A 26,019-nucleotide genomic window follows, 5' to 3' on the forward strand; every position below is an offset into this window, starting at 1 on the left:
AATGGCCAATCAAGACAAGGAGCACGATCAGCGGGAGATTTCCAGCAGCAAATACAGCGATGCCCTGAACCACATCAATATGCTGATCCATTCAAAACTGGATTTCGACAGCATCATGAAAAAGGTGGTGGTGGAGGTTGCGCGGACCATAGATGCTGAATCGGCAGTCATCTACCTGCCGGAAGGGGATGGTTGGATCGCAAAATACATTTACGGATTTCCTGGAGAACTGCAGGACAGGCAGATCAAGGCCGAGGAGATTTCCTTTTCCATAGAAGCAGCCAGGCAGAGGAAAGCTGTGGTCATCAACGACGTTCTCCATGATAACCGGGCAAACAACAAGTTTAATGAGCGATACGGCATAAACGCCCTTCTTGACGTGGCCCTGACCATTGGTGAAAAGGTGGTCGGCAACTTTTCCATCCATTACCATCATCCCGAGCGGAAATTTTCCCACAAGGAAGTGGACTTCGCCAATAAGGCAGCATCCACCATAACGCTGGCCCTGAAAAACGCACTGCTGCTCCAGGAGCGAATAAATGCAGAGGAAGCCGCCCGTGCCAATGAGCAGAAGGTGCTGCAGACCCTTGACCGGCTTATGATCCTGGTAGGTGTTTCGTCGGCTGTCCTAAGCGAGACGACCATTCAGGGCACCCTCAACCGTGCAGTAGAAGGAGCCATTGCCGTCACCGATGCACAGGTAGCAACCTCAGGCCATGGCTACAAGGAAGGAAGCATCACTATCGGTGCCCTCGCTTATGATGCCCCATTATCCCCCTGCCCTACGGATGTCACCTTTACCATCAACCGTGGCGGCGTCTACATGGAACTTCTGCAAAAATCATCAACCATCCGCTTTACCCAAAAGGAACTGGAAAACCACCCGGAGTGGTGGGGACTGCCCGAAGGACATGCGCCGCTGAAGGGCCTTTTGGGCGCAAGACTGGAGGGGACGGGAGGCGAAGCCTGTGGCATGATCCTGGTTTCCCACAAGCGGCATGGGGAATTCACCGAGGAAGACGAAGTCATGCTCACCCAGCTCTGCCAGCTCACTTCTCTGGCCATCAGACATATTGAAGCCCGTAATGTTGTCGAAAAACATGCCACCGAGCTGGAAAGCCTCAGCAAAAAGCTCCGGGAAAGCGAAGAACTGTTCAGGGAGTTCTTTGCCAATGCCCCGATCGGCTTGGCAATATTTGGACTTGATGGCCGATTCCAGGAAGTAAACCAGGCCTACTGCCGCATCATAGGGTATGACCGGGAAGAGGTCTTTCAGCCCGGTTTCACCTTCATGAAGGTTACCCATCATGACGATATTGAAGAGAATCTGGCCGAACTGAATCGGGTGCTGAAAGGTGAAACAAGCAGCTTTTTCATCGAGAAACGCAACATCCGCAAAGACGGCAGCATTATCTGGGTGAGGGTCAGCGCCACCCAGTGCCGTGACCCGGAAGGTAAATCCGCAAGGTTAATTGCCATAGTCGAGGACATTCATGACCGTAAACAGGCTGAGGAGGCCCTTAGAGTCTCGGAGGCAAACTACCGGACCATCTTCGATTCTGCCAACGACGGCCTCTTCATCCAGTGTGCAGAGTCTGGAGCCATTTTGGACGTGAACCAAAGGGTGCTGGAGATGTACAAATACCGTTACGATGAAATTCTGCGCCTGAATATAGGAGAGTTGAGCGCCTACTCGGCAGGCTACACCCAGGAACGGGCCATGGAGGTCGGTCGTCGCGCCGCATCCGGCGAGCCCCAGCTGGTGGAATGGCTGGCCCTCGCCAAGGACGGAACCCAATTCTGGGTCGAAGTTAGCCTGAAAAAGGTGATACTCGGCGGCAAAGACCGCCTTCTGGCAGTGGTGCGGGATATTTCCGAGCGGAAAAGGGTACTGGAAGCCCTGCAGCAGAACGAAGAAAGACTGCGCGTCAGCGAGGACCGGCTGGTCCTCGCCCAGTCCGCGGCAGGCATCGGCATGTGGAATGTGAACCTGCTGACGCGGGAAAGCACCTTCTCCAATCAATACCTGTCCCTTCTCGGCATCGATCGTCCCCCCGGATCCTATGAAGATTTCCTGGCATTGCTTCATCCCGATGACCGATACCAGGTTATGATGGAAACGGATCAGGCCATCGCCCAGTGCAGACAGTTCCAGGCAATGTTCCGTGTCAACTGGAATAATGGCTCCCTGCGCTGGATCATGGGCCGGGGTGGAGTTTTCTGCGACAGCAGGCAGCAACCCTTGCGCATTACCGGCGTCATCTTCGATGTCACGGACCGGAAAAAGGCGGAAGAAGACCTGAAAGCAGCCATGGATGAGCTGGAACGTTCAAACCGGGAACTGGAGCAGTTCGCCTACATCGCCTCCCACGACCTGCAGGAACCGTTACGGATGGTGGCCGGATACGTGAAGCTTTTGGAAAGAAGATACAAGGAAAGTCTGGACGAGAAGGCGCAGACTTATATTAATTTTGCCGTCGATGGCACGAGCCGGATGCAGAAACTGATTGAAGGGCTACTCACCTACTCCCGCATTTCCCGCGGCATCAGCTTGCTGCCCGTGGACACCAACATACCCTTTGCAGCAGCACTGGCTAACCTGGATTCGGCAATCCGGGAGAGCAACGCCAGGATCACCAGTGAAACCCTCCCCGTGGTGGAAGGGGATGAGACACAATTGATGCAGCTTTTCCAGAACCTCCTGGCCAACAGCCTGAAGTACCGGAAAAAGTGCATACCTCCCCAAATATATGTGTCGGCCAGAAGGGAGGGTAATGAATGGCTGTTTTCGGTGCAGGACAATGGTATAGGCATTGAAAGGGGATATTACGACGAGATATTCCAGATATTCAGGAGACTGCACGCACAGGACGAATACCAGGGAACCGGCATCGGCCTGGCATCCTGCAAGAAAATCGTCGAACGCCATGGTGGCAAAATATGGGTAGAATCGGAACCGGGTGAAGGGTCGACCTTCTTTTTTACCATGCCGGCTGCAAGAAGTTGATAAGTTGCGGCCAGTAATGGGATACCAGGAGTCTGTCGGACTTAGGGATCGAAGCGAGAGAATGGAAAATCGAGGACGGATATTTGGAAATTTGAGAGCGAATAGTGGACCTATTTGTCGAAAATTTACGGAGATCCGGACCGATTTGCCATTTTCGCAGCCGATTCATTCTAAGTCCGACAGACTCCTAGCATTCAATCAGAGCTTTTATGGTCGCCAATCCATGCTCCAGATCCAGCGGCTTGGTGAGATAGGCATCCATACCGGCAGCATATCCTTTCTCCTCGTCTTCACTGAAGGTATGGGCCGACATGGCAACGATCGGAATATGCCCCCCCGTTGCTTTCTCCTTTTCACGAATGATGCGGGTAGCGGTTAAACCATCCATCCGCGGCATCTGCACATCCATGGTTATCAGGTCATACTCCCCCTGTTCCCACATTTTCACCGCTTCAGCCCCGGTCTGTGCCACGTCAGTGTCGAACCCGATCAGGTCGAGCATGTTCTGCAACAAATTGCTGGCCATTGGGTCGTCTTCGGCAATGAGAATCCGCGCCTTTTTTTCATTTTTGGCTGAGGCCATTGTCAAACCTCGATCCGGAATTCAGCGCCTGCTCCGGTATTGCGTACGGTAATCCTGCCGTTCATGTTCTTTTCGATAATCGTTTTCGACATGAATAATCCGACCCCGGTCCCCTTATCCGGCCCTTTGGTGGTGAAATACGGGTCGAATATCCGAATCATGATATCTTCGCCAATCCCCCCGGCGTTATCGACTATACAGACAACAGTCTTTCCCTCTTCCATGTATATTCTCACAGTGACAAGACGGGGTCCACTGATATCTCGCTGCACAAAAGCATCCCGTGCGTTGAGAAAGATGTTGAGGAGCACCTGGGAGTACTCGTTTGGATAGCCGTTGACGGCTGGATCACCTGCAGCGTCAAGCTGGATACTGATTTGATTCTGGGTGAAGGTTCCCTCGACAAGAGAGATTGTTTTATTAATAACATCGAGAAGGCGGAATGAAGTCTTTTCCTTATCAGCCCTGAAAAAATTCCTGAAGTCATCGATAGTTTTGGACATATGCATGATGGTATCCATGGATTTCCTGCAGTAATCGTCAAGCTCTTCTTCGTTGAATCTGCCGGTGTTGTGCAAAAGCTGCAGCTTCTGCACCATCAGTCCCAAGGTGTTCAAAGGCTGGCGCCATTGATGGGCAATGTTGCCTATCATCTCTCCCATGGCTGCCTGCCGCCCCTGATGCATGAGCAGTTGCTCGCTTTTGCGCAGTTCTTCAGCCGTCTGCAGACGCCGCACGATTTCCGCCTGCAGAGCCTGCTGGGCCGATTTCTGCTCCGAAAGATCCGTCACCACCATATTCTGCCCCCGGCTGTTGCCTGCTACCATGGCAGAGCATGAGAGCAGTACGGGAAAGGGCTCCCCATTCCCGGTTACCAGATCCATATCCCCTTTGCTTACCTGTGTGCATTTTCCCAGCAGGGAAGCAAAATCAGCGGCATCTGCAGTGGAAACGAAATTAGCAAATGCCACGCCGATGATCTTTTCCAGCGGGACCTTGAGCATGTCCGCCAGCGCCTTGTTGCAGTAGATGATGGTCCCATCTGGCGCCAGGGTCACCGCTCCCTCGTTCATGGATTCCACGAGGAGGCGATAGGGATAATCCGCCCCCTCAAGGGTGAATATCCTTTCTCCCTCGGGGGCGTTCACTACCAGGGCATCCACTTCACCGCCAAAGATGGCACGCAGCGTCTCCTCTGCTTCTTCGAGGCGCAGACGTAGATCCTCATTCTCTGCCAGGATATCTTTCACTGCTCTTTTAACCATTGCCATGCCATTACCCATATCAGAGGCTACTTTTTCGTGCGCACATCAAGCCCCAGGAGAATTTTATCCGTTTGCGACATGTCGCCGATGAACTTCCGTAGCGGCGGCGGGAGTTCCTTGACCAGAGTGGGAGCTGCAACTATCTGGCCCTCCCTGGCGTATATCGGCTGTTGGTAAATATCGATGATTTCCAACTCGTATCGTCCATTGAGATGTTCCTCGCAGATCTTCCGTACATTCTCGATGGCGCGCTGTGAATTGGGGGTTGTCCCGGTGACGTAGAGACGCAGGATGTATTTCCCCTTCTTCGTCTTTTCTACGGCCAGTTCGAAGTCCTTGAGCGCATTCCCCGCTGCCGAGCCTTCATCCTTTTTTTTCTTCCCCATTACAAGCTCCGGATACTATTAAATGTGATTCGGCTCATTTGACCGGCCGGATGTCAAGACCGACCAAGACCTTTTCGGTGTTGGACAGGTCGCCGATTATCTTCTTCACCGGCTCGGGCAGTTTCCGCACCAGGGTCGGCAGGGCCAGAATCTGATCACCTTTGGCCAGCTCCGGATTTATCAACAGGTCTATAATTTCGATCTGATATTGCCCGGCCAAGTGCTCCTCGCAGATTTTTTTCAGGTTGGCAAACGCAGTCAGACATTTTGGTGTCTGCCCAGCCACGTACAATCTCAGGGTCCAGTGCTCCTGGTCCGTTTTGCGGCTTTCTCCCGCTGATTTGGCTTCCTTCACGGCACTCATTGCGTCCCTTCCCCCTTTGAGCTTTTCCTGTTGATAGCCGAAGAGGCCACGCTGTCCGCTTGCCGCGCCTTCGCCAACTCCAGGCTTTCCCTCATCAGTGCCTCGTCGTTTAATTTTTCATGGGTTACAATTCGTTGCAGTTCTTCCTGCTCAATCTCAAATTCCTCCTGCAGAGAGGCAATCTGGGCTTCCACAATCTTTTTCCGGCGTTCCAGCTCGCGCTGTTTCCGCTCTGTCTCCTGTCGTCGATCAATGGCAGAGGCCCTGTCCTTGGCCTCTTGGGCGATCCGAGCCGCGCCGGTTAACACCCCCCCCTGGCCCACATATACGTCACGCAGGTTAACTCCTTGATCCGTCAGCAGAAATTCCCGCACCTGGTTGGAATGGGCTATGCCACGGGCTTTGAGTATGTACAGGCCACGGTTGCGCTCTCCGCTGGACTCAATGTTCTGAAGCAGGAGCCAGGCGTCCATGAGTGATGAGATGCCGACTTCCGTCCTTTCCAGGCTGGCACTAGTAGTGGTCAAGTCAGTGCAAAAAGCGGTGATCTGTTTCAATTTCAGATAATCTACCAACCGGCAGAGCATGGACTTGACCTCGCTCTCAGTGGCTGTGGTCACCAGATTTGAGATGGGATCGATGACGACAATGGCTGGAGAAAAGCCTTCAACTGCTTTGTGCATGGTTACCAGGTGCATCTCCAGGCCATAAATGGTGGGACGGGTAGTATGAAACCTGAGAAGTCCCTTCTCCACCCACTGTTCCAGATCCAAGCCGATGGAGCGCATATTGCGGAGAATCTGGCTCTGGGATTCCTCGAAGGCGAAGTAAAGACAGCGCTCCCCCCGGCGACAGGCAGCATTGACAAAATGTGCAGCCATGCTGCTCTTGCCGGTTCCCGCCGTACCGGTAACCAGGATACTGCTCCCCCGGTAATACCCTTTTCCCCCGAGCATGGTGTCAAGGCGCGGAATACCTGTAGAGACTCGCTCGGTAGAAGCTCGATGATCAAGGCCGAGAGAGGTAATTGGCATGACGGAGAAACCCTGCTCGTCGATCAGGAATGGATATTCGTTGGTCCCGTGGGAGGAGCCGCGATATTTGATGATCCGCAGGCGCCGGGTAGCAACCTGCTCGACCACCGTATGGTTGAGGAAGATCACACAGTCGGCCACATACTCTTCCAAACCGTAACGGGTCAGGGTCCGCTCACCCTGCTCTCCGGTAACGATGGCGGTGACCCCTTTGGCCTTCAGAAACCGGAACAGCCGCCGCAACTCAGCCCGCAGGATAGATTCGCTGGAAAAGCCCGAGAACAGTGCTTCAACCGTATCCAAAACTACCCGCTTCGCACCAACGGAATCTATGGCATGGCCGAGACGGATGAAAAGCCCTTCCAGGTCGTATTCGCCCGTTTCCTCAATCTCGCTTCGCTCGATGTGCACGTAATCCAGGGCAAGAAGATGTCTTGCCAGAAGGTCCTTGAGATTGAAACCGAGGGAAGCATAATTCTGCACCAGTTCATCCGGTTTCTCTTCAAAGGACATGAAGACCCCCGGCTCATCGTGATGCAAAGCGCCACGCAGCAGGAACTCCATAGCAAAGAGTGTTTTACCGCAACCCGTGCCACCACAGACCAAAGTTGGCCGACCCTGCGGCAAGCCACCACCCGTTATCTCGTCCAGCCCCCTTATCCCGGTGGGGCATTTGAGTAAGACCTCATTCTTCACTTTCATCATCTTTCCTTTCCCAGCCAATCTGCTCCTCCCGCCGCCACCATGATAATGAACTTTGGATTAATAACACAGTCGACAATGATTTTGAAGAAAACATTGAATAAGTTTATCTAAAAAAAACCCACGGCATCTCCACCGGAGGTTAGTTTATTCAGTCCGTTACCCCGGCCATATGGCCGTCACCAGCATCCTTCAAGGTGCCAACCAGAAGCTGAGAAAATGATGGATCATGTACAGGTCATCGGCAGGCTGGCATGAATTGGGTGATGGGAAAGCGCGTAAAGAGCAAGGTATAAGGTGCTTCATATTCAGCGGCTAAACACCATGAAAAAAAAGAAGTACTATTCAAATCGTGAAATAAAAAGTAGCGCCGCGGCCCGGTTCCCCATGGCCCCGGATATCTCCCCCATGGCGTCTGATGGCAGCCTTTGCCAGTGTGAGACCGATACCATTGCCCGAGGATCCAGCCAGCTCATGGGCTTTGGCAAAGGCGTTGAAAATCCCTTTTGATTTGTCGTCTGGAAAACCAATGCCGTTGTCACGGATGTAGAACTCGGGCTTCCTGCCGGTCTCAACCCTCCAACCCACGGCAATTCTCGCTTCTTCCCGCTCAAGAGTAAAATTCCAGGCATTTTCCAATAGCTGTTCCAGTGCCATTCTCAGCAACAGTGCATCGCCAGTCACCGTCATGCCTGGCTGAACGCTGAACTCGGCCCGGCGGTGCGGAGCGGACTGCCGAAGCCTGGCCAGGATCTCAAGGGCAAGTCCCGTCACATCTACCTGCTCATTTTTCAGGGTCTGCTTTGCCACGTTACCCAACTTCAGAAGGTCTTCCACAAAGGCGGCAAACTGCCTGAGCTGACCTTCCATCTCATCCAGGCTCGATCCCATGGATGCGCCAAAGTCGGCATAATCCTTCTTCAGAACATCTATCATTATCTGGATGCGTCTGATTGGAGCAAGGATGGCGCTACGTGGCAGAAGAAAATTTTTTTCGAGCTCTGTCACCAGATTCCGTAGTTTATGCATGGAAAGACAGATTTTCCCCACCAGGCGAAACCCCTCACTGTCCGGCAGCCCACCCTCGGTCATGGAACGGCACAGGTTTTCTATCCTGTTGAGGGGAGTGTAAACCTGGTCGTCGATCTCAACCGACAGGATTGTCTGGGGAATCATCTCCGACCTCCCCTGTCCGGCTGTTTCGGGCCTCAGCCCATATCCACCCGGCCGTTGCCGTTCCTTTTCCCTGAGTTGCATGAGTTCATCTTCGGCCCGGCGATGCTCAACCGATTCCTTTCTAAGCTCCTCTGTCTTTTCCATGAGCTTTTCCGAGAGAAACAGGCTGTGCAGACGGAGAAATTCCTCCTCGCTCGGCAACTCCCGCCGCTTCGGCCTCAGCTCTTTTCGGTCAAGGATGTCCATCAGGGCCTGTACGATATCCTCCGGGTCCAAAGGCTTGGCAATATAGGCGTCGGCACCGAGAGACAGCGCGAAATCCCGGTGACTGGCCTTGGTGTAGGTAGACGTGTAAAAGATGAAAATGATATCGCCGAAAGCAGAGGTTCTCAATGCTCGCAGGAACTGGAAACCGTCCATGCGCGGCATCATGATGTCCGACAAGATCACGTCGGGGATATGTTCCCTGAGCAGTTCCATGCCTTTGTTGCCTTCGGGAGCATCTATCGCTTCCCATCCCCTGTCCACAAATATGGCAGACAGAAGTTTCCGGTACTGTTCATTGTCATCGACGATAAGGATTTTCATGTACCTCCTTTGCTTGCAATTAATGCGGGGTTTTCCACACCCCATATAAAATATTATAATAAGTATTATATAATTATCAAAAGAAGAAACGAATATCGGACGGAACTGGAGAGAGTATGGACAAAGCTGAGAGACAGCAGGTGGAAGAGCTGAGGCAACAGGTGTCAAGCCTGGAAAAACAGCTGGAAGAACGGACTTTGCAGCTTCAGGAAGCGCAGCAGGAGCTGGGCTCGCTTAATTATGCCATTTCCCATGATCTCAGGTCGCCCTTGCGCAATATTTTCGGTTTTGCCCATCTCCTGTCGAAGAAATACGGGGACCGGCTGCAAGGCCAGGGGCTTGAATACCTGGAGATGATCATGTCCGGAGTGGCGCGGATGGGGCGCATGATTGACGACCTCCTCACTCTGTCCCGGATCGGCCGGCTTGAAATGAAGAAAGAGACGGTCGACCTCTCCGCTATGGCTACAGCTATTCTCCAGGAACTTCAGGAGAGCCAGCCAGAGAGACAGACACAGGTGGAAGTGGCCCCGGAGATTAAAGTTACCGGCGACCGTCAGCTTCTGCAGGCAGCTCTAAGGAACCTGCTGGACAATGCCTGGAAATTCACCCGGGACACACAGCCGGCGATTATCCGCTTCGGCTCAAGACAGGAGGGGGACAGGACCGTTTATTTTGTCCGGGATAATGGTGCCGGCTTCGCCGCCGATCAGCTATACCGGCTGTTCAACCCTTTTCAGCGGCTTCACCTGGAGTCCGAGTTTCCCGGCACCGGCATGGGCCTCGCCATTGTCAAAAAAGCCATACAGCGTCATGGCGGCCGGGTGTCTGCCGAAGGAGCAGAAGGAGAAGGTGCGACCTTTTACTTTACCCTTGGTGAATCCTGAAAGACCTTACCCAACAGGAAAGATATGCCCGGATATGCGAAGACTTCCAAGGCAAGATACGGTCTTGCCGTCGGCTTTACACTTGCAGCGCTGCTTGTCCGACTGGCGCTCGATCCCTGCCTGGGCAGGGAATTCCCTTTTTCCACATTTTATGTGGCCATTACCGCCACAGCGTTTTTTGCCGGTCCGGGACCATCACTGATCGCTATTTTCCTTAGTTTCGTCAGTGCGGGGTGGCTTTTCATCCAACCGAGAATATCGCTGTATTCAAGCTGGACCATTCCTCTGGTAGGAAGCATCGGCTTTCTGTGTGTTTCCCTGCTGATCACCGGCATCGGGTATATCTCCTGGAGATCGCGGGCCATGGCCGAGGCCAGCGCAAAGGAGGCAGAACGCCGCAGCAAGCAGGCAGAAGAGGAGATTGCCGAAAGGCGGAAAGCGGAACAGGCATTGCGTCAGACCTATGAGCGGCTTGCCCAGGCAGAAAAAATTGCCCTGGTAATGCCGCTGCATGTGAGCCTGGAGGGGTGCTGGCAGAAGGTAACGCCCAACTTCTGCCGTTTCCTCGGTTACCGGGAAGAGGAACTGCTGGGGCGGCCATTCAGGGATTTTACCCATCCGGCCGATTTTGAGGCGGACTGGAATCAGGTTTTGCGCCTCAAGAGCGGCGAGATTCAGTCGTTCCAGATGGAAAAGAGATTCATCCGCAAAGATGGCAAAATCGTCTGGGGGTATCTGAACTGTTCCATAGTAACCGATGAACAGGGTAAGCCGCTGCATTTTCTGACCTACGTGCTGGATATAAACGAGAAAAAAGTAGTGGAGGAAGAGCTTCGCTATAATGTGGCCACCCTTAATCTGGCCGCGGAATCTGCCGACATCGGCACCTTCGATTTTTATCCGGAAACAGGGGTGCTGCGCTGGTCGGAAACCACCAGACGCCATTTCGGCCTACCCTGCAATGCACCCGTCGACTATAAGGTGTTTCTGAGTGGTATACATGAGGAGGATCGGGCAAAGGTAGACCAGCTGATCCGCCAGGCCCTGGAGCAGGAAACCGGCATCAGCACGGAATTCAGGACGCTCGGGCTCCAGGACGGCAGGGAACGCTGGATCGCGGTCCGTGGCCGGGTTTTCTATGACCACAGAGGTGGCCCGCTCCGGCTGATCGGCACCACCCTTGACATGAGCGACCGCAGGCGGGCTGAAGAAGACCTGAGGAAAACCATGACCGATTTGTCCCGCTCCAACCTGGAGCTTGCCCAGTTCGCCTATGTGGCCTCCCACGACCTGCAGGAGCCGCTGCGAATGATCGCCAGCTATCTGCAACTGCTGGAAAATAAATATCGGGGAAACATCGATGAAAAGGCTGACTCCTACATCCATTATGCCGTGGACGGCGCCAAGCGGATGCAACGTCTGATCGAAGGGCTGCTCGCCTATTCACGGATAACCCGCGGGGCCGTATTCAGCCCGGTCAACACTGGTAAAGTCTTTTCAGAGGCACTTGCCAACCTTGATGCGTCCATAAAGGAGAGTGGCGCAGCAGTACATGGAGAAGGGCTGCCGACCGTCTTCGGTGACGAAATCCAGCTGCTGCAGCTGTTCCAGAACCTGATCGGCAACGCCATCAAATACCGCAGGCGGGATATCCCGCTGGTCGTCACCGTTTCAGCTCAGAAGCAGCATGGGGAATGGCTGTTTGCCGTCAAAGACAACGGCATCGGCATCGAAGAGGAACATTACCAACGAATATTCCAGATATTCCAGAGATTGCACAGTCGTGACGAGTATTCGGGAACCGGTATCGGCCTGGCGCTGTGCAAAAGAATCGTCGAGCGCCACGGCGGCCGGATCTGGGTCGAGTCGGTCTTTGGCCAAGGGACGACCTTTTTATTTACTATTCCGGTCATGAAGGGCATTCTGCATAAATGAGCTTTTCAGGAATGGCCCCTTTTTTTCAGACATTTTTGAATGGTGGCATCAAGCTCAACGGCGTTAACATTGCCCTTGACGATAAATGATCCTGCCCCTTCGGCGGCAGCCCTGGCAGCCAATCGTTCATCAAAAAAGCCGGTCATGACTATGACCGGCAGCGCCGATTTTTCCCTGATTCTGCCCATGGATTCAATCCCGTTCCCATCGGGCAGATTGAGGTCCATGATCACCAGATCGAAGCCATTTCTTTCCAACAGTTCGAAGGCTACCGAGAAGCGGTTTGCTCTGGTCACTTCATAACGGCCGGGAAACTCCGAAAGCATTTCAGTAATAAGGAGGGCGTCACCACTGTTATCCTCGATCAGCAATATGCGGGCAGAATTACCATCCATTTTTGCTCCTCTGTCCAAAGTCCTATAAAAATATTATCACAGCGCCATTCCACCACCACCCTCTTCCTGCCAAAACGTTAAGTTGTGTTAATATTATTTATATAGGCTGGCAGGCTGACGAACAAATGTCATGGGTCATTGAAGGAAACGAGGCTCCTTGAAAGGGCAGCCGAAGACCGAGTCAATACAAGTGAAACTCCGTATGCAAAAGCCTGCCGGGAAAGCGATGGTCCCGTTTGTCCGCACTGACTGGAGGGTCAGGTGAAAAAAGATATCGGCAGCGCCATCGATATTCTGCTGGTGGAAGATAACCCGGGAGATGTGGAACTTGTGCGTGAGGCGCTAGGTACCGGCGCCACCCGCCATATCCTGAATGTGGTTCGTGATGGGGTCCAGGCGTTGAACTATCTGCGTCGGCAGGGCTCGTATGCCGATCGGCAACTCCCTGATCTGGTGCTGCTGGATCTGAATTTGCCGCGGAAAGGGGGGCGAGAGGTACTCGAAGAGATAAAATCGGACCCTGACCTGAAATGGATTCCCATCGTCGTACTCACCAGCTCCAAAGCCGAGGAGGATATACTTAAATCCTACAGCCTTCATGCAAACTGCTACGTGACGAAACCGGTCGATTTCGAACAGTTCATGGGTGTGGTCAAAGCAATAGAAGATTTTTGGCTTACAACGGTAAAGCTTCCTTTCAGACACTAATTTTTCAGCCATGGGTCTTCTATGGAAAAAATAAAAATTCTGCTGATCGAGGATAACCCTTACGATTTGGCCCTCATCGAGGAAATGCTCGCCGAACGGGAAGATACCCGATTTTCTGTAAAGCAGGTAGGACGTCTCGCCCAAGGCATCAAGGTCCTTGCTGCGGAACAGTTTCATGTGGTGTTGCTTGACCTGGGGCTGCCGGACAGCCAGGGGCTTGCTACCCTGGCACGGATACAGGAGAAAAATGCCGACACCCCCGTCATTCTCCTCACCGGGCTGGATGATGAAGGAATGGGACTTGAGGCGGTGGAAAAGGGGGCACAGGATTATCTGATCAAGGGGCAGTTCAATGCAAGCCTTCTGACCCGATCCATCCGCTATTCCATTCAACGGAAAAGAGCCGAGGAAACCATCCGCAAGGCAAAGGAACTCAGTGAGGCGATCAACCAGATAAATGAGCTTGTGGATCTGTCCCTGGATTTCCAGGTCATCATGGAGCGCATCCTGGAAAAGGCCGGTCATGCCATAAAGGCTGATTCAGCCGTCATTTACCAGCTGGAAAATGAGCGATGGAAGATCATATCGTCCTGGGGGCTGCCGGGAATAGTTATCGGCGAGATCTACGATCCGGAAGAAATGGTATTCTCAAGATTTCAGCTGGATGGGCAACAGAGTATTCTGGTCACCGAGCAGACAAACAGACGTTTCATTAACGATTACCATATCCGGTCCCTGATCGAGGCGCCTTTAACTTCCGGTGACTCGATCATCGGCGCCTTCTCTCTCCACTACCACAATCCCGGTTCCTGGTTCAGCGACAGCCAGTATGACTTCGCCCACAAAGTGGCAAAAACCCTTAGCATGACTCTGAAAAATTACCTCCTTTATGAGGAACGGCAGAAATCGGAGGAACGTTACCGTTACCTGTTTCAGAATGCCAACGACCCCATTTTCATAATCGACAGGGAGCTGAAATTCATCAATGTGAACCGGCGCGCCATGGACCTGTTCGGCTATGGGCTTGACGAATTCGTAGCCATGAACATGGTGGACCTGGTGCCGGAAGAACAAATTCCACGGATCCAGGGGGAACTGAAGAAAATGGAGTCCATGGAAGCCCTGGATAAATTAAGCACCAACATCCGTACCAAGTGGGGGTATTCTCTGAATGTGGAAATAAGCTCTTCTCCTTTCGTCGAGAGGAACAATGTCATGGGCTCCATCCACATCGTCAGGGATGTTACCGAAAGCAAAAAAATGGAGGATGAAATCCGTTACCAGGCCACCCATGACATCCTCACCGGCCTGGCCAACAGAATGCTGTTCATGGACCATCTGGCCCTCTCCATAAGCCAGGGGCATCGCTACAACGAAATTCAGGCGGTGATGTTCCTGGATCTGGACCGGTTTAAATCCATCAACGACTCCCTTGGCCATGCGGCTGGAGACAAGCTTCTCCAGCTCATTTCCGGACGTCTGAAGGAATGCGTACGTGAAACGGATACGGTTGCCCGCATCGGAGGAGATGAATACAATATTCTCATTACTCAAATGGCCCATCCGGAAGACGCCACGGCCATTGCCAACAAGATTCTCTCTTCCATGAACAAGCCCTTTGCCATAGACGGCCACCAGCTGCACGTGACCATCAGCATCGGCATCAGCCTTTATCCCACGGACGGAGAGGATGCGGAGACGCTGCTCAAGAATGCGGACATCGCCCTCTATCACGCCAAGGAGCAGGGAAGAAACAACTACCAGTTTTACAATCCTGCCTTGAACACCAGGACTTTAGAGCGGGTGAAGATGGAAAACAGGCTCAGGCAGGCACTGGAGCGGCATGAGCTGGTCGTGCTCTACCAGCCCCAGGTAGCCATGGATACGGGACAGGTAACAGGAGCGGAGGCACTGGTCTACTGGCTGCACCCAGAACTGGGGCTGCTGTCACCAGGCCACTTCATTCCCATGGCAGAGGAAATAGGTTTCATAACCGATATCGACGAGTGGGTGCTTGAAACGGCATGTGCACAGAACAAGGCATGGCAGGATGAGGGATACCGCTCTTTCAATGTGACGGTCAATATGTCGTCCAAGCAGTTCCGCAGGCCGGACCTGGTGGACCAGGTACGGAGGGTCTTGAATGCCACAGGCCTGCCCCCCCGTTTCCTTGAACTGGAGATCACCGAGGGGACAGCCATGAAGGATATAGAGTATACCATTCCCAGCCTTAATACTCTGACCGGCATGGAGGTGGGTTTTGCCATCGATGATTTCGGCACCGGTTATTCTTCGCTCAGTTGCCTTAAAAAGTTGCCGATCCGCAAGCTGAAGATCGACAAATCCTTCATCTTCGGCGTCAATACCGACCCCAACGACAAGGCCATAGTCGCCACCATCATTGCCATGGCCCACAATCTCAAGCTGGAGGTAATTGCCGAAGGGGTAGAGGATGCGGATCAGCTGGAATTTCTACACCAAAACCATTGCGATCAGATGCAGGGCTTTCTCTACAGTCGGCCGATACCGGCCGAAGACTTCAGGCGACTGATCATGTAACCGGCAACGATTTTAGTTACTCTTCAACAAGGCCGATAACTCACGAGGGGTTCCCCTCTTCCGCACCAATTATCCAAAGTTGTTCATGCCGGCGGGCACTCCTGATTGGAGGTGCCCGCCGTAAATACTAGCAATTCAGGATAGCAGTCATTAAAAACCTGGTATCAAGTTGGTCTACCTTGCCATCACCGTTGAGGTCAAATGCCGGATTTCTGACCGGCTTGAGAAATTCGGCAAGAAGAGGAACGAGATCGGCAAAACTCAGCTTTCCGTCCCGGTTTAAATCCGGGAACTCCGGGTCGAACCTTACCAGATAAGGCCTCATCATCTCATTATCCTCGTGTTCGACGATGTGGCAATGCCAGACGTACTCGCCAGGAACGTCGAATTTAGCCTTGATGCGGGTGATCTGCCCCGGATAGGCTAACACCGTGTCCTTGTAGCCGGTCTCCCCGGCACTCGGCAGAGTCACCGTGCCTACTACCGGATTGAAGTCTGCATCAAAGTCCTGCCTGTTGACCACCTCGAACCTCACCAGGTGAAGATGGATGGGATGGGCGTCGACGGTGGTGTTGTAGATTTCCCAGACCTCCGTGCTGTCCAGCAGCGGAGTTTCAGTAATGGACTCGCTCCACATTTTCGGCACGGCAACGGTTATCCCGTTTTCAGTGCTCAGGATGCCCAGCAGTGCCTGACGGGGGCCGAACGGGGCAGTGCCTTCAGGACACGGAGCATTGGGGGGGACCACGACGATTTCTCCGTTGAAAATGAAATTGCCATCTCCGTCTACAGATACGCATACCACCTGCGAACTCATTTCATTCAGGGATAGAGGACGGGTGTTGGTCGCAGCCCCCAGGGGAGCTTCCGCCGGGAGCTTCAGACTTGCCGGGGGAGTAGTCAAACTGTCGGAAAACGTGGTTAATGCGTGCTTCACCACGAACTGCATCACCTGGCCGGTGGTTGCCGGGTCCGCAGGAGTATCCGGGAAGCCGCCGAAGGGGGCATCGGGAGCGGTGTTGATCATGCGCACCACGGTGCCTTCCGGCAGCCCGGAGAAGTCGACAATGACATCGGCCCGCTCGGCAGGGCCCAGCAGTAGAGCCTGCTGCGGATCGGGAGCGGGAACAAGCGTCCCGGGAATATTGCCATCACCGGGCAGGGGAGTGGCGGAGCCGGTCTTGATCATCGCCACCTTGGGCAGGAACCCCTGCTCGGCGCCGAGCTGGAAGAAGGGGATCTCGTAGATGGGATCCGTATTTACCGTCCCGTCGGGTTGCACGATAAACAAGCTCAGGTTGAGGGTTCGCGAGTTGCAGCCATCCAGCAGGCGGAACCTGTATCTGGCTGGTGCCACCTCCAGTTGCGGCCAGGTAGATCCATTGACCACGATGGTGTTGAAGAATGCTTCAGGATTCCAGATTGGAGAAATGTCGGAGCCATTGTCGGGAATGAAGGGACCGGGGAAACCATCAAAGAAGGTCCGCGAATCCGGGTAGAACAGGGAGCCGTCAGTTTTGAAGGAGCGGTCCTGGATCGCCAGCGGGATCTCACGGACCTTCTTCCGGACCTGGCTGTCAAAGTTCGGGTCCTCATTGCCCCTGGGAGCCGCATCCGGCAGCCGGGCCAGGTTCCCCAGATTATCCCTGACCTTGGCGTCACCGTTTGCACCGCCACGGATCAGCCAGAAACCAGCCGGGCCGGCATAAACGTTGTTTCGCGTCATGCCGAGAGCATGATCGTGGTACCAGAGGGTGGCGGCGGGCTGATTGTTTTCGTAGCCGTAGAATGCCGAACCCGGCACCCTGTTCAAGCTATTGAACTGATTGAATTTTGAGCCTTGCCTGGCGTAACCAGGTGGAATGTTGTTCGCTGCCGGCAGCCACCATGCCTCGGGATAGCCGTCGCTCTCCATGTTCACATGGGAGCCGTGTACATGGGTAACGATCGGCACCGGGCCGGTGTAAGGCGCCGGATTGTCCGTATGGCAGTCGGTCCGGTTGGGGTCCCCCATCGTACACCCTGCCGCCGGTGGATTGGCCCAGTGCAGGGTCTGGTCGACGGCGAACAGGTGCGGCAGGAAGTTTTTCGTCTCCGGGTCCACCAGATCGTTTATCCAGCGCACCTTGGTCAGGTTGCCCGAGATGTTCTCCACGGTAAAGGCCGGGTAGTTGAAGGAAATGTTGCTGGAACGGGGAACCGGGGCGACGAAATCCCCGGGCAACACATCCTGGGCCCGGCCATAGCTCCAGACGGTAGTCGGGGGAAGTGGAGCCGGCAGGACCTGCTGTTTGAACTGCCGCACGGCGATGTTGTAATCGGCGGCGGGAAAACCTGGTTGTGTGGTACTCTTCGGCATCACCGGCGGGATGACGAGTGGGGTTACGTATTTCGGGATGGTGGTTGGATCCAGAAGCGTGCTGACAGGATCGGGCTGGGCATAGGCGATTCCCTGCAGGAGCAAAATCAGTGCTCCCATGGCGACAACTGCTTTTAATCTTGGTTTTTCGACCATTGGTTCGGTTACCTCCTTTCGAATTTCCTGCCGTGGCAGGATTGATAAGGCCAGATTCTCACTACCTTAAAAGCTTGACGAAGAGAGACCGAGATCGAATTTTGATAAGCTGTAGCTGTACGTCCCGTTTAAAGGCAGAGAACTTCGGATCGAACCGGAAGCCCCTCTTATGTTTCATGGAAGAAAACCAGTGCCACTCGACTGCACCCGAGCCGGGAATTCCAGGGGAGGGCATTGCTCCCTCCCCTGGGGCACCTCCTATGGTGTTGTTACGAACACTGCATTCGACCAGCCGGAGTTACCAACGACGTTGGTCGCCCGGACGCGGTAATAGTAATTTAATGCTCGTGACACATTCTGGCTGAAGGTCGTCACGTTGGCGCCGACATTGAAGGTAGTCGCGCCGGCGAATGTCGAGGAAAGTGATTGTTGGATCTGGAATCTAGATTCGTTGTCGGCGTTGTCTGTCCAGTTCAGCGTGACACTATCCTGCGTGTTGTTGCCTGTAATTCTTACTGCCGCCCCGGTTAAACTTGCCGGAGCCGCCGGAGCGGAGAAGTTCACGGTGGCCGTGTTCGATGGAGCCGACGAACCCGCAGCATTTACGGCTGTCACGTAGTACGCGTACGTGCTTCCGGCTGTCACCCCGCTGTTGTAGAATGTTACGGCGCCACCCGTCGCCGTGGACTCGGCTGCAGTCCGGGTGACGGTAGCGATCTGTGTGGCAGCCGCGCCATTGGAAGAACGCCAGACCACGAAGCTCGTCTCATTGTTTGACGCATCGGTCCAGTTCAGCCTGATCTGCGTTGCAGATGTGATCGCCGCCGTGAGGTTGGTCGGCGCCGCCAGCGCAGGAGCTACTACGATGCTCGCAGTGTTCGAAAATCCGGAGTACACAGTCTTGGTGGGGAAGGCGGCTCCTTCGTTCAGTGCGGGATCCGTATAGTCCCAGGTGTCTCCCACCACGTTGTCGGCCTGCACCCGATAGAAGAACGTTCCATTCAAGTTGCCGATGATGTCCGAATAGGTCGCCGTGCCCTTTGTTGAGCCGGTCGGGGACGCCACCGTTGCCACGGTAGCCCAGGGACCACCGCTGCTGGCGGCTCTCTGAACGATAAAGCCGGTCTCGTTCGCGGAGTTGTCAGACCAGCTCAAATCCACGCGCCGTCCATTGCCGGTGCCTGCAACTGCTGCAGACAGAGTGGACGGGTCCTTCGGCGCTACCGCCACAGCTACGGAGCGCATCATGTCCATTTCTTCATGGCTCAGGATGTGACAGTGGACGACGTACTCCCAGCCGAAGTTGACAGGGTGGTTGATGATGTCGATCGGCTCTCCGTTGGGATCGAAAGCGAAGATGGGGAGACCGGCCGCTTCCTGTGCAGTCGTGTTGGCAAGGTACGCCCCTTCCGGCATCGACGGATCGATAAGACGGATGCTGTTGGGAAGATCGAAGGGGACACGGGGAATGATCGGCCTCAATGCCACGATAGTGTCTTCCAGCGGGCTTATCCGGACGGTATCCTTCCAGCCGAGTTCGTTGAGGTCAGGCTTCCGGATGATCCCGTCCCAGCCGACCCGGTTGATGAGCTGTACGTCGTAGAGGTGGAAGTGGATCGGATGCGTGTCCACCCCGTTGTGGGTAAATTTCCAGATCTGAGTCCCGTCACTGTTTGTAGCGATGGGGGTGACCTCCGCCCCGGGCGGCAGCTCAATTCCGTCGAGGATTTCCGTCGGCGGGTTCGTGTAGGGGTAAAGGATCATGTTCTGCAGTCCAGCCTGGGCGTTGGGAGTTTCGACTCCCAAGAACCCGCTCATGCGCCCGTATTCATGCTCGAAGGCCTCACCCATCTCGTCCTGTATCATCTTCGGCTGCAGCGGGAAGGTGAGTGAAAGCCCGGCAGCTCCTCCCGCAAGGGTTTTGAAGCTGAAAGAGGTATCGAATATCTGTACCAGGCCGGCATTCGGCCCGTTGTTCTGGAAAGTGGTGCCATATGCCGAGTTGTAGGCCCCCTGCCCGACGATGATCGGGTTCTGGCCGTTCTTGAATACCCCGATTCCTCCGAGGCTCTCCGCTTTAAACGCTGTTTCGAGCGCGGACAGGTTGTAAGGTGTTCCGGTTCCTGGCTTTACTTTGATCTGCATGACAGTGCGGGTGTTGGGGCCGTAACCGGGAAGGGTGGAAGGCGCCCCGCCAGTATCGGTCAGGTCGGCATTGCCGGTGTAGTAGTCATAACGCGGATCTCGCGCCGGGAAGGCTGCAGGTGCGTCGTTGTACAGAATGAGCGTCTGACCGGCGAACTGGGAAAAATCCACTACCACGTCCGCCCGCTCGGCCGGTGCAAGGAGTAACGAATGCTGGTCCACGTTTCCGGCGTTGAACACCGTCGGGTCATTCACCCAAGTGGTCGGCTGCGGAGGGATAACGACCGGAGCCGGCAGAAAACCCCCTTCCGTACCGATCTGGATCCAGTTCGGACCTTCCGTCCCCGCAACGGGAGTCGGGAAAATCGTGGTGTCTTCCAGAGCGGCGGCCACTTCGGTGGGGTTCAGGGCCACTTCGGTGCATGCCACACCTGTGCTCTCGGCTGCCGGAGTGGGATTGGTGGCGATGTTGCACAGAGCACCGTCGGCGTCGACCGCCTTGTAGAGGGACAGATTGAAGAAGCGGTCGTTGGCGGCATTCAGAACCCGGAACCTGTATGCTTTCGGGTCTAGCTCGATCGTCGGGTAGACCGTACCGTTAACGACCGGCGTGTCGTGGAACGACTCCATTCCCATGGACAGGTATGGGACCCCGGGCATAAGCGGCGGTTCGCACCACGTCGCGTCCGGGTTGCAGTTTGGGTCGAAGTAGGAGTTCGCAGTCGGTCCGTGCTCTATGCTGGTGGGTGGCCAGAACCAGGGGCCGTAGGCCCAGCGGCCGTACTGGTTGACGCCAGAGCTGTCGCCCGGATTCTGAGCGGGCGAGTAGACGTGCGGCAGCCAGAGACTCCCCTCTCCCCCCCACCGGGCCGTGTCCCAGGTCTGGTCCTGCAGGGCGAGCTGTGCTGCATTCGGCACATAAGTCTTGTCCTGGATGACCAGGGGGATGGTATCGGCCGCTCCGGGAAGGATCCCGAGCCCCGCAGGGTTGCCCACTGCAGCAGGAAGCAACTTCTTTTCCATATCGTCGGTGATGATATAGGGAGCGGCCTCCCCAGCATAGACGTTCAGGCGGGTGATCCCCCAGGCATGATCGTGGTAGAACATGAGCCGGGCGCTCTGCTGGTTGGTGTAGAAAAAGGTCATCTCGCCGGGGCCGGGAGTGGGCATATCTGGAACCGGAACGACACTGACCCCCTTCGGATACGGTGTATTCTCATTTGCAGGAGTGGTCCACTGGTGCGGTGTGCCGTCGCTGATCCATGGGCTGATACCGCCGTGCAGGTGCAGCGTGGCGCGATTCTCCGCATAACAGTGGCCGTCGGCGACCATCTGCGCTTTCATCATCCCACCCTCGCTGCACATCGGGTTCTGCGGGTCCGCCTCCGGCCCCATCATATGACCTTCGGCCGTCATCCCCGAGCCCATGACCGTCGTGTCGGTCGGCAGGAACAGGTTGCCCCCCGCACCGATGGGAAGCAGGTTGCGGAAGAGTATCCGCACCGGCCTGTCTTTAGTGGCGACGATCGCCGGTCCCAGGTAATGGGGCGGAGTCGGTCCGCCTGCCACATTGGCCTGCCGGTAACCGCGGAGCTTGGTGGCGGGTAGATCCGTATGCATCTTCTCGGTATATTCCACCAGTTCGATAACGTAGTAATCCGAGCCGGGATAGGTGGTGGTGTCGGGAACGGCCACGGGGATGTACTGGCCCAGATTATTGGCCTTGTCCGCCCCCAGGCCCGGCAGTCGGTCCTTGAACTTGCGAATTCCGCCGGAGACAAGCACACCGTTGCAGGTTTCGCCGGTTGGACAATCGGAGTCGGCGGTACAGGTTGTCGCTGCAACCGAACATGTCCCCGGGATGATCGGCAACGGACTGTTGGCATAGTTCGGGTGGCTGAAGTAGTGAGGGGCATCGGGTGCGGCCATGGCCATCGGGGCGGTAAGTACGGCTATGGACAAGATCAGGATGGTCCGCAAAACAAAAGAGAGCTTTTTCATTTTGCGCCCCCCTTTCCGCCCTGCTCGGGAGGCGTCTGGACAGGGGCTCCCTTCCGGGAGGCCTCTTTCTCGCGAGCCGCCTTAGCCCGAGCTGCCGCAGCTTCCCTTTGAGCCTGGGTCACTCGTGCCTTCCTGTGCTCTTGCACCCGCCCGGCGCGCTCTCGCAGGCGTTCCCTTGCGCTGTCGTAACTTTTGTTAACGGGTACATCCGTTTGCGCGCTGCATTGATCCGGTCCAAAGGATACAATTGCGGCAAACAGCACTAACTGCATGGAAATCAGGAACTTCGGCCACTTCAAAATTACGCCTTCTTTCCCCTCCAATTTGCCCATAACAGCTCCTTTCGTTTATATTCTGCGGCATGGTTGACAAACCCATCCCGTCTCCACTTTTTTTTGCAGAATCAGCTACAATATTTTTGAGGCTCATTAATCGCAGAAAAGGAACCACCATTCTGCAAACCCCTGACGGCCGGCTATTAATCTGCGGTAGGGATATTGGAGAGACGTGTGGGCAATGAATAGTGCAGCGTGAAATCCTGGTCTAAATGGGAGTGTCCGGCGAAATCAATTCTTTCTTTACTTCACTCCCCAAACTCAGTCAGTATTCACTTAATTATTAAAAATTTATTAAATACGATTTTACCATTTTACCCTGCCTTGTAAAGCTTCCTGCATAAAAAATGATTTGGGTGTGAAGCGCTTCTGGCAAAGCTGTTTCAGAAATCCTGCTGTAACGGTAGCGGCTGAGGCGGAACAAAAAAAGTCCATAAATGCAACGGCATTTACGGACAGTGAAATTTCTCTTGATTCTGACTAGTAAGTTAAAGATTCAGGCGGTTTGTTCGGCCAGGTACTGCTGCAGTCCCATCTGCTGAATCTGATCCAGCTGCGCCTCGATCCAGTCGATATGCTCTTCCTCGTTATCCAGGATGGACTGGAGCAGATCCCTGGTGCCGTTGTCCTTTTCTTCAACAGCCACCCTGATGCTGTCGTTATATCCGTGGATCGCCTCCAATTCGTAAGCGTGGTCATTGCGCAGCATCAGTTCCACCTCGGCGCCGATGTTCATCTTGTTCAGATTGCTGACGATCGGCCTCCCGTCGAGAAAAAGGATCCGGGCTATCAGCTTTTCCGCATGCTTCATCTCAACCATGGAACGGCCTTCTATGGCCTTGTAAAGCCGGTCATACCCCCAGTTTTCACACATTTCCGCATGGACCATATACTGGTTGATGGCCGTAAGTTCCTCGGCCAGCCTGGCATTCAGGTGTTCGATGACCTTATCGCTTCCTTTCATAATCATCCCCCTTTTCGGCATCTATCTGGTATTTATAGAAAGATCCTCTCGTTTCCAAACTGTAGATAGTATAATATGAGAGCAAACTAATTCAACCACATTCCCGCTTTTTGCTCCCCCATCCCCATCCGGTTACATCGGCTTGACACCGTGGCATATAAAAAGTATGGTCTGGAAAGCGACAACTACCAATAAACGGGATTAACATATCTATGAGCAAGGACAATAACGAAAATAGACCTCAACTGAGGCTGGTAGTAAACAATACGGAAAAGCGGAACCAGCGTCCTGCTGCCAGCGAGGATGACTTTATCTCCTTTCAGGAGCTGGCTGCCAACCGGGAGCTTTTCCAGGTTGAGTTTTATCGGGATCTGGAACCGCTGCAAGCGGAAGGGTACAGGGAGATCGAAAGTTTCCTCGTTGAAAAGGGATGGCCTTACGGCCTCGACCCCCGTCATGGGCAGGTCATTGTCATTCCGGCGGGTGTCGTCTGCCCTGAAAGCGATGAACATGGGGGGGCCGGACAGGACGAGGTGCTCGTTTATCTGGCTGAGGATGCCACCGGCCAAGGCCTCTGCCTTGCCCTGGAAATGCTCATGCCCTATTACAGCGAAGACGAAGCTGTCATGGAGGACGCATTTCTTTATGGCCCGGTAAACCAGTACGGATCGTTGTTTCTGGAGGAAAACCGGCACGACTCCTTCCTTGACCTAATCTATCGCCTTGCTTTACCCCTCTATCCTGTACATATGGACAAGATCCTCCTCGATCGATTCTTTTCCATCGCCGCCCATGAACTGAAAGAAACCCTCGAGGGTCTGGCAGGATATGCCAACGAATAAGACCTTCTTTTCAGCCTGAAGATTGCATTTTCGAACACGCCCCCTAAAATATTAATCGATGCTAAATTTTATGGGGGAGTATATGAAAACACTTCCGGTCATGATCCTGCTTTTTCTTGCGCTTAATCTCTCGCCCCCACCAGCAAATGCCCAAGAAGGACTGAAAAGTATCGGCATTCGTAGCGGCATTTCAGCGAAAAAGAAGCACGAATATTTCCATCAATACGAGATGTTCACGGAATACGGGCTGCCGTGGGACTGGCGTGGCGATTCAGGATGGGGGTTGGGAGTGAAGCTTGATGCTTCAGCCGGAGCACTTTATGGTGGAAAGGCAATAGGTTTTATCGGTACGCTTGGGCCAGGCTTCAGTTTTAGCAAGGGAAATCGCGGCTTTGCCGCAGATATAGGTTCCAGCCTGGTCATTCTCAACAAACGAAATTTCGGCACCCAGAATTTTGCAGGTAAACTGCAGTTCCTCATCTACCTGGGGCTGAACTACCGGTTCGACAACGGCCTTGGGCTAGGCTATCGCATCCAGCACATGTCCAATGCAGGATTGTACAACAGCGTCAATCCCGGTTTGGATCTGCACATGGCGGCCATAAGCTGGAACTTTTGACCTTTCAACTTCAGACGATGATGTTGAGGAAGTTCTCAACGGCAGTAACCCGTACCGGCCCGTGACAATGGAAATCGCCATCCAGCTGGACAGCCTTCTCCCCGCCGATGACTATCTCACGCCCCCTAATCGTTGATATACCCTCTCCGGAAATTCTACCTGCAGCCAAACCCATCATCAGCTTGAGGTAAGTCGTCAGGCGGCTGTCCTTAACACATACCACCTGGAAGTCCGGATTGGATATATCGGCTCCCGGGGCGAGAATAAAATTGCCCCCATATTTGGAGGCATTGCAGATGACCACCCCATGACATGTCATATCCTTGCCGTCAATGCTGATTGTGAACAACTGCCGGTCCCAGTCTGCCAGAACCCGCAGGGCGGAAAGCAGGTAGGCCCCTTTACCGACGATCCGCTTCTCCGACAGCCGCATTCCTTCCACTACCGCTCCGTCAAAGCCGATGCCGGCCATCAAAAGAAAATAAGCCGATTTTCCGGCGGACTCAAGCATCCCTACAGAAATCGGCCTAGACTGTTGTCTGACAATTTTCTCCACAGACTCATTCAGCGACCGAATACACAATTCTTTCGCCAGTACGTTCGCCGTACCCAGGGGGAGCACGCCCAAGGTCGCCACTCCCGGCACCAGCCCGTTCACCAATCCGTTAACGGTTCCGTCGCCACCACCGGCAACGATAAAAGGTTCAGGTTCTTCAGCACAGATGCGCCTGGCAAAGAGAGAGGCATCTTCAGCACTTTCGGTGAGGAGCAGTTGTGGGACAAGGCCGGCTCGTTCCAGACTTCTCATGACAGAATCGATCCTGCGGCGCGAATAGCTTCCCGAGGTGGGATTAACGATAAGAAAGCAGCGTCTGGGCATTGAGTATCCTCATCAGTTGTACGGGTTCAAGAGTCCGTTGAACCTTGGTATTGCTGTTATAGAACGGACAAGGTTGTCTGGCAACGATTTTCGCGGGATTAATGAATAATCTGGACTTAAGCGACCGAT

At 54.3% G+C, this 26,019-nt stretch carries 18 protein-coding genes; 7 read left to right on the forward strand and 11 right to left on the reverse strand.

From position 1 onward, the window contains the following. Nucleotide 1 precedes the first annotated feature (1 nt). Nucleotides 2-3,007 carry a PAS domain S-box protein gene (locus GEOB_RS19525; protein ID WP_012648634.1) on the forward strand — a complete coding sequence of 1,002 codons (3,006 nt, stop codon included), beginning with the start codon at nucleotides 2-4 and terminating at the stop codon, nucleotides 3,005-3,007. A 187-nt stretch (nucleotides 3,008-3,194) separates the two neighbouring features. On the opposite strand, the gene GEOB_RS17735 is transcribed toward GEOB_RS19525, so the two are convergent. The 6 genes from GEOB_RS17735 to GEOB_RS17760 all read right to left on the reverse strand — a co-directional run bounded on the left by GEOB_RS17735 (nucleotide 3,195) and on the right by GEOB_RS17760 (nucleotide 9,105). Beyond that, nucleotides 3,195-3,590 carry a response regulator gene (locus tag GEOB_RS17735; RefSeq protein ID WP_012648635.1) on the reverse strand — a complete coding sequence of 132 codons (396 nt, stop codon included), beginning with the start codon at nucleotides 3,588-3,590 and terminating at the stop codon, nucleotides 3,195-3,197. A gap of 2 nt (nucleotides 3,591-3,592) precedes the next feature. Further along, nucleotides 3,593-4,861 carry a PAS domain-containing sensor histidine kinase gene (locus GEOB_RS19530; protein WP_049764396.1) on the reverse strand — a complete coding sequence of 423 codons (1,269 nt, stop codon included), beginning with the start codon at nucleotides 4,859-4,861 and terminating at the stop codon, nucleotides 3,593-3,595. 20 nt (nucleotides 4,862-4,881) lie between these two features. After that, nucleotides 4,882-5,241: a circadian clock KaiB family protein gene (locus GEOB_RS17745; protein WP_012648637.1), complete on the reverse strand. Its 360-nt coding sequence runs from the start codon at nucleotides 5,239-5,241 to the stop codon at nucleotides 4,882-4,884. A 34-nt stretch (nucleotides 5,242-5,275) separates the two neighbouring features. Continuing rightward, nucleotides 5,276-5,605, reverse strand: a complete 330-nt coding sequence (locus tag GEOB_RS17750) for a circadian clock KaiB family protein (protein ID WP_012648638.1) — start codon at nucleotides 5,603-5,605, stop codon at nucleotides 5,276-5,278. Next, nucleotides 5,602-7,362, reverse strand: a complete 1,761-nt coding sequence (gene kaiC / locus GEOB_RS17755; protein ID WP_230198985.1) for a circadian clock protein KaiC — start codon at nucleotides 7,360-7,362, stop codon at nucleotides 5,602-5,604. Before kaiC ends, GEOB_RS17750 begins: the two co-directional genes overlap by 4 nt. Before the next feature lie 324 nt (nucleotides 7,363-7,686). Further along, nucleotides 7,687-9,105, reverse strand: coding sequence for a response regulator (locus GEOB_RS17760; protein ID WP_012648640.1), 1,419 nt, complete (start codon nucleotides 9,103-9,105; stop codon nucleotides 7,687-7,689). Nucleotides 9,106-9,221: 116 nt separating this feature from the next. Between GEOB_RS17760 and GEOB_RS17765 the strand changes: the two genes are divergently transcribed. Next, on the forward strand, nucleotides 9,222-9,992 hold the full coding sequence (locus tag GEOB_RS17765; RefSeq protein WP_012648641.1) for a sensor histidine kinase: 771 nt from the start codon (nucleotides 9,222-9,224) through the stop codon (nucleotides 9,990-9,992). 24 nt (nucleotides 9,993-10,016) lie between these two features. Continuing rightward, on the forward strand, nucleotides 10,017-11,927 hold the full coding sequence (locus tag GEOB_RS19535; protein ID WP_012648642.1) for a sensor histidine kinase: 1,911 nt from the start codon (nucleotides 10,017-10,019) through the stop codon (nucleotides 11,925-11,927). Between the two features lie 5 nt (nucleotides 11,928-11,932). Here GEOB_RS19535 and GEOB_RS17775 read toward each other — a convergent pair whose 3' ends face one another. After that, nucleotides 11,933-12,322: a response regulator gene (locus GEOB_RS17775; RefSeq protein ID WP_012648643.1), complete on the reverse strand. Its 390-nt coding sequence runs from the start codon at nucleotides 12,320-12,322 to the stop codon at nucleotides 11,933-11,935. A gap of 261 nt (nucleotides 12,323-12,583) precedes the next feature. On the opposite strand from GEOB_RS17775, the gene GEOB_RS17780 reads away from it, so the two are divergent. Together GEOB_RS17780 and GEOB_RS17785 are read left to right on the forward strand one after the other, a co-directional pair. After that, nucleotides 12,584-13,030 carry a response regulator gene (locus tag GEOB_RS17780; protein WP_012648644.1) on the forward strand — a complete coding sequence of 149 codons (447 nt, stop codon included), beginning with the start codon at nucleotides 12,584-12,586 and terminating at the stop codon, nucleotides 13,028-13,030. Nucleotides 13,031-13,051: 21 nt separating this feature from the next. Next, complete coding sequence (locus tag GEOB_RS17785; RefSeq protein WP_012648645.1) at nucleotides 13,052-15,589, forward strand: EAL domain-containing protein; 2,538 nt, start codon at nucleotides 13,052-13,054, stop codon at nucleotides 15,587-15,589. Between the two features lie 127 nt (nucleotides 15,590-15,716). Here GEOB_RS17785 and GEOB_RS17790 read toward each other — a convergent pair whose 3' ends face one another. From GEOB_RS17790 to bfr, 3 genes are all read right to left on the reverse strand, one after another. Continuing rightward, nucleotides 15,717-18,104, reverse strand: coding sequence for a multicopper oxidase domain-containing protein (locus tag GEOB_RS17790; RefSeq protein WP_012648646.1), 2,388 nt, complete (start codon nucleotides 18,102-18,104; stop codon nucleotides 15,717-15,719). Between the two features lie 258 nt (nucleotides 18,105-18,362). Continuing rightward, nucleotides 18,363-22,250, reverse strand: coding sequence for a multicopper oxidase domain-containing protein (locus tag GEOB_RS17795; RefSeq protein ID WP_012648648.1), 3,888 nt, complete (start codon nucleotides 22,248-22,250; stop codon nucleotides 18,363-18,365). 831 nt (nucleotides 22,251-23,081) lie between these two features. Then, nucleotides 23,082-23,549 carry a bacterioferritin gene (bfr, locus tag GEOB_RS17805; RefSeq protein WP_012648650.1) on the reverse strand — a complete coding sequence of 156 codons (468 nt, stop codon included), beginning with the start codon at nucleotides 23,547-23,549 and terminating at the stop codon, nucleotides 23,082-23,084. 212 nt (nucleotides 23,550-23,761) lie between these two features. On the opposite strand from bfr, the gene GEOB_RS17810 reads away from it, so the two are divergent. Together GEOB_RS17810 and GEOB_RS17815 are read left to right on the forward strand one after the other, a co-directional pair. Then, nucleotides 23,762-24,391, forward strand: a complete 630-nt coding sequence (locus GEOB_RS17810; protein WP_012648651.1) for a hypothetical protein — start codon at nucleotides 23,762-23,764, stop codon at nucleotides 24,389-24,391. An 82-nt stretch (nucleotides 24,392-24,473) separates the two neighbouring features. Continuing rightward, on the forward strand, nucleotides 24,474-25,010 hold the full coding sequence (locus GEOB_RS17815) for an acyloxyacyl hydrolase (RefSeq protein WP_012648652.1): 537 nt from the start codon (nucleotides 24,474-24,476) through the stop codon (nucleotides 25,008-25,010). 10 nt (nucleotides 25,011-25,020) lie between these two features. Here the strand turns inward: GEOB_RS17815 and GEOB_RS17820 are convergent, their stop codons facing one another. Next, nucleotides 25,021-25,890 (reverse strand): diacylglycerol/lipid kinase family protein, encoded by an 870-nt coding sequence (locus tag GEOB_RS17820; protein ID WP_012648653.1) that lies wholly within the window; start codon nucleotides 25,888-25,890, stop codon nucleotides 25,021-25,023. Nucleotides 25,891-26,019 lie beyond the last annotated feature (129 nt).

It is taken from the genome of Geotalea daltonii FRC-32 (assembly GCF_000022265.1).
Taxonomy (GTDB): domain Bacteria; phylum Desulfobacterota; class Desulfuromonadia; order Geobacterales; family Geobacteraceae; genus Geotalea; species Geotalea daltonii.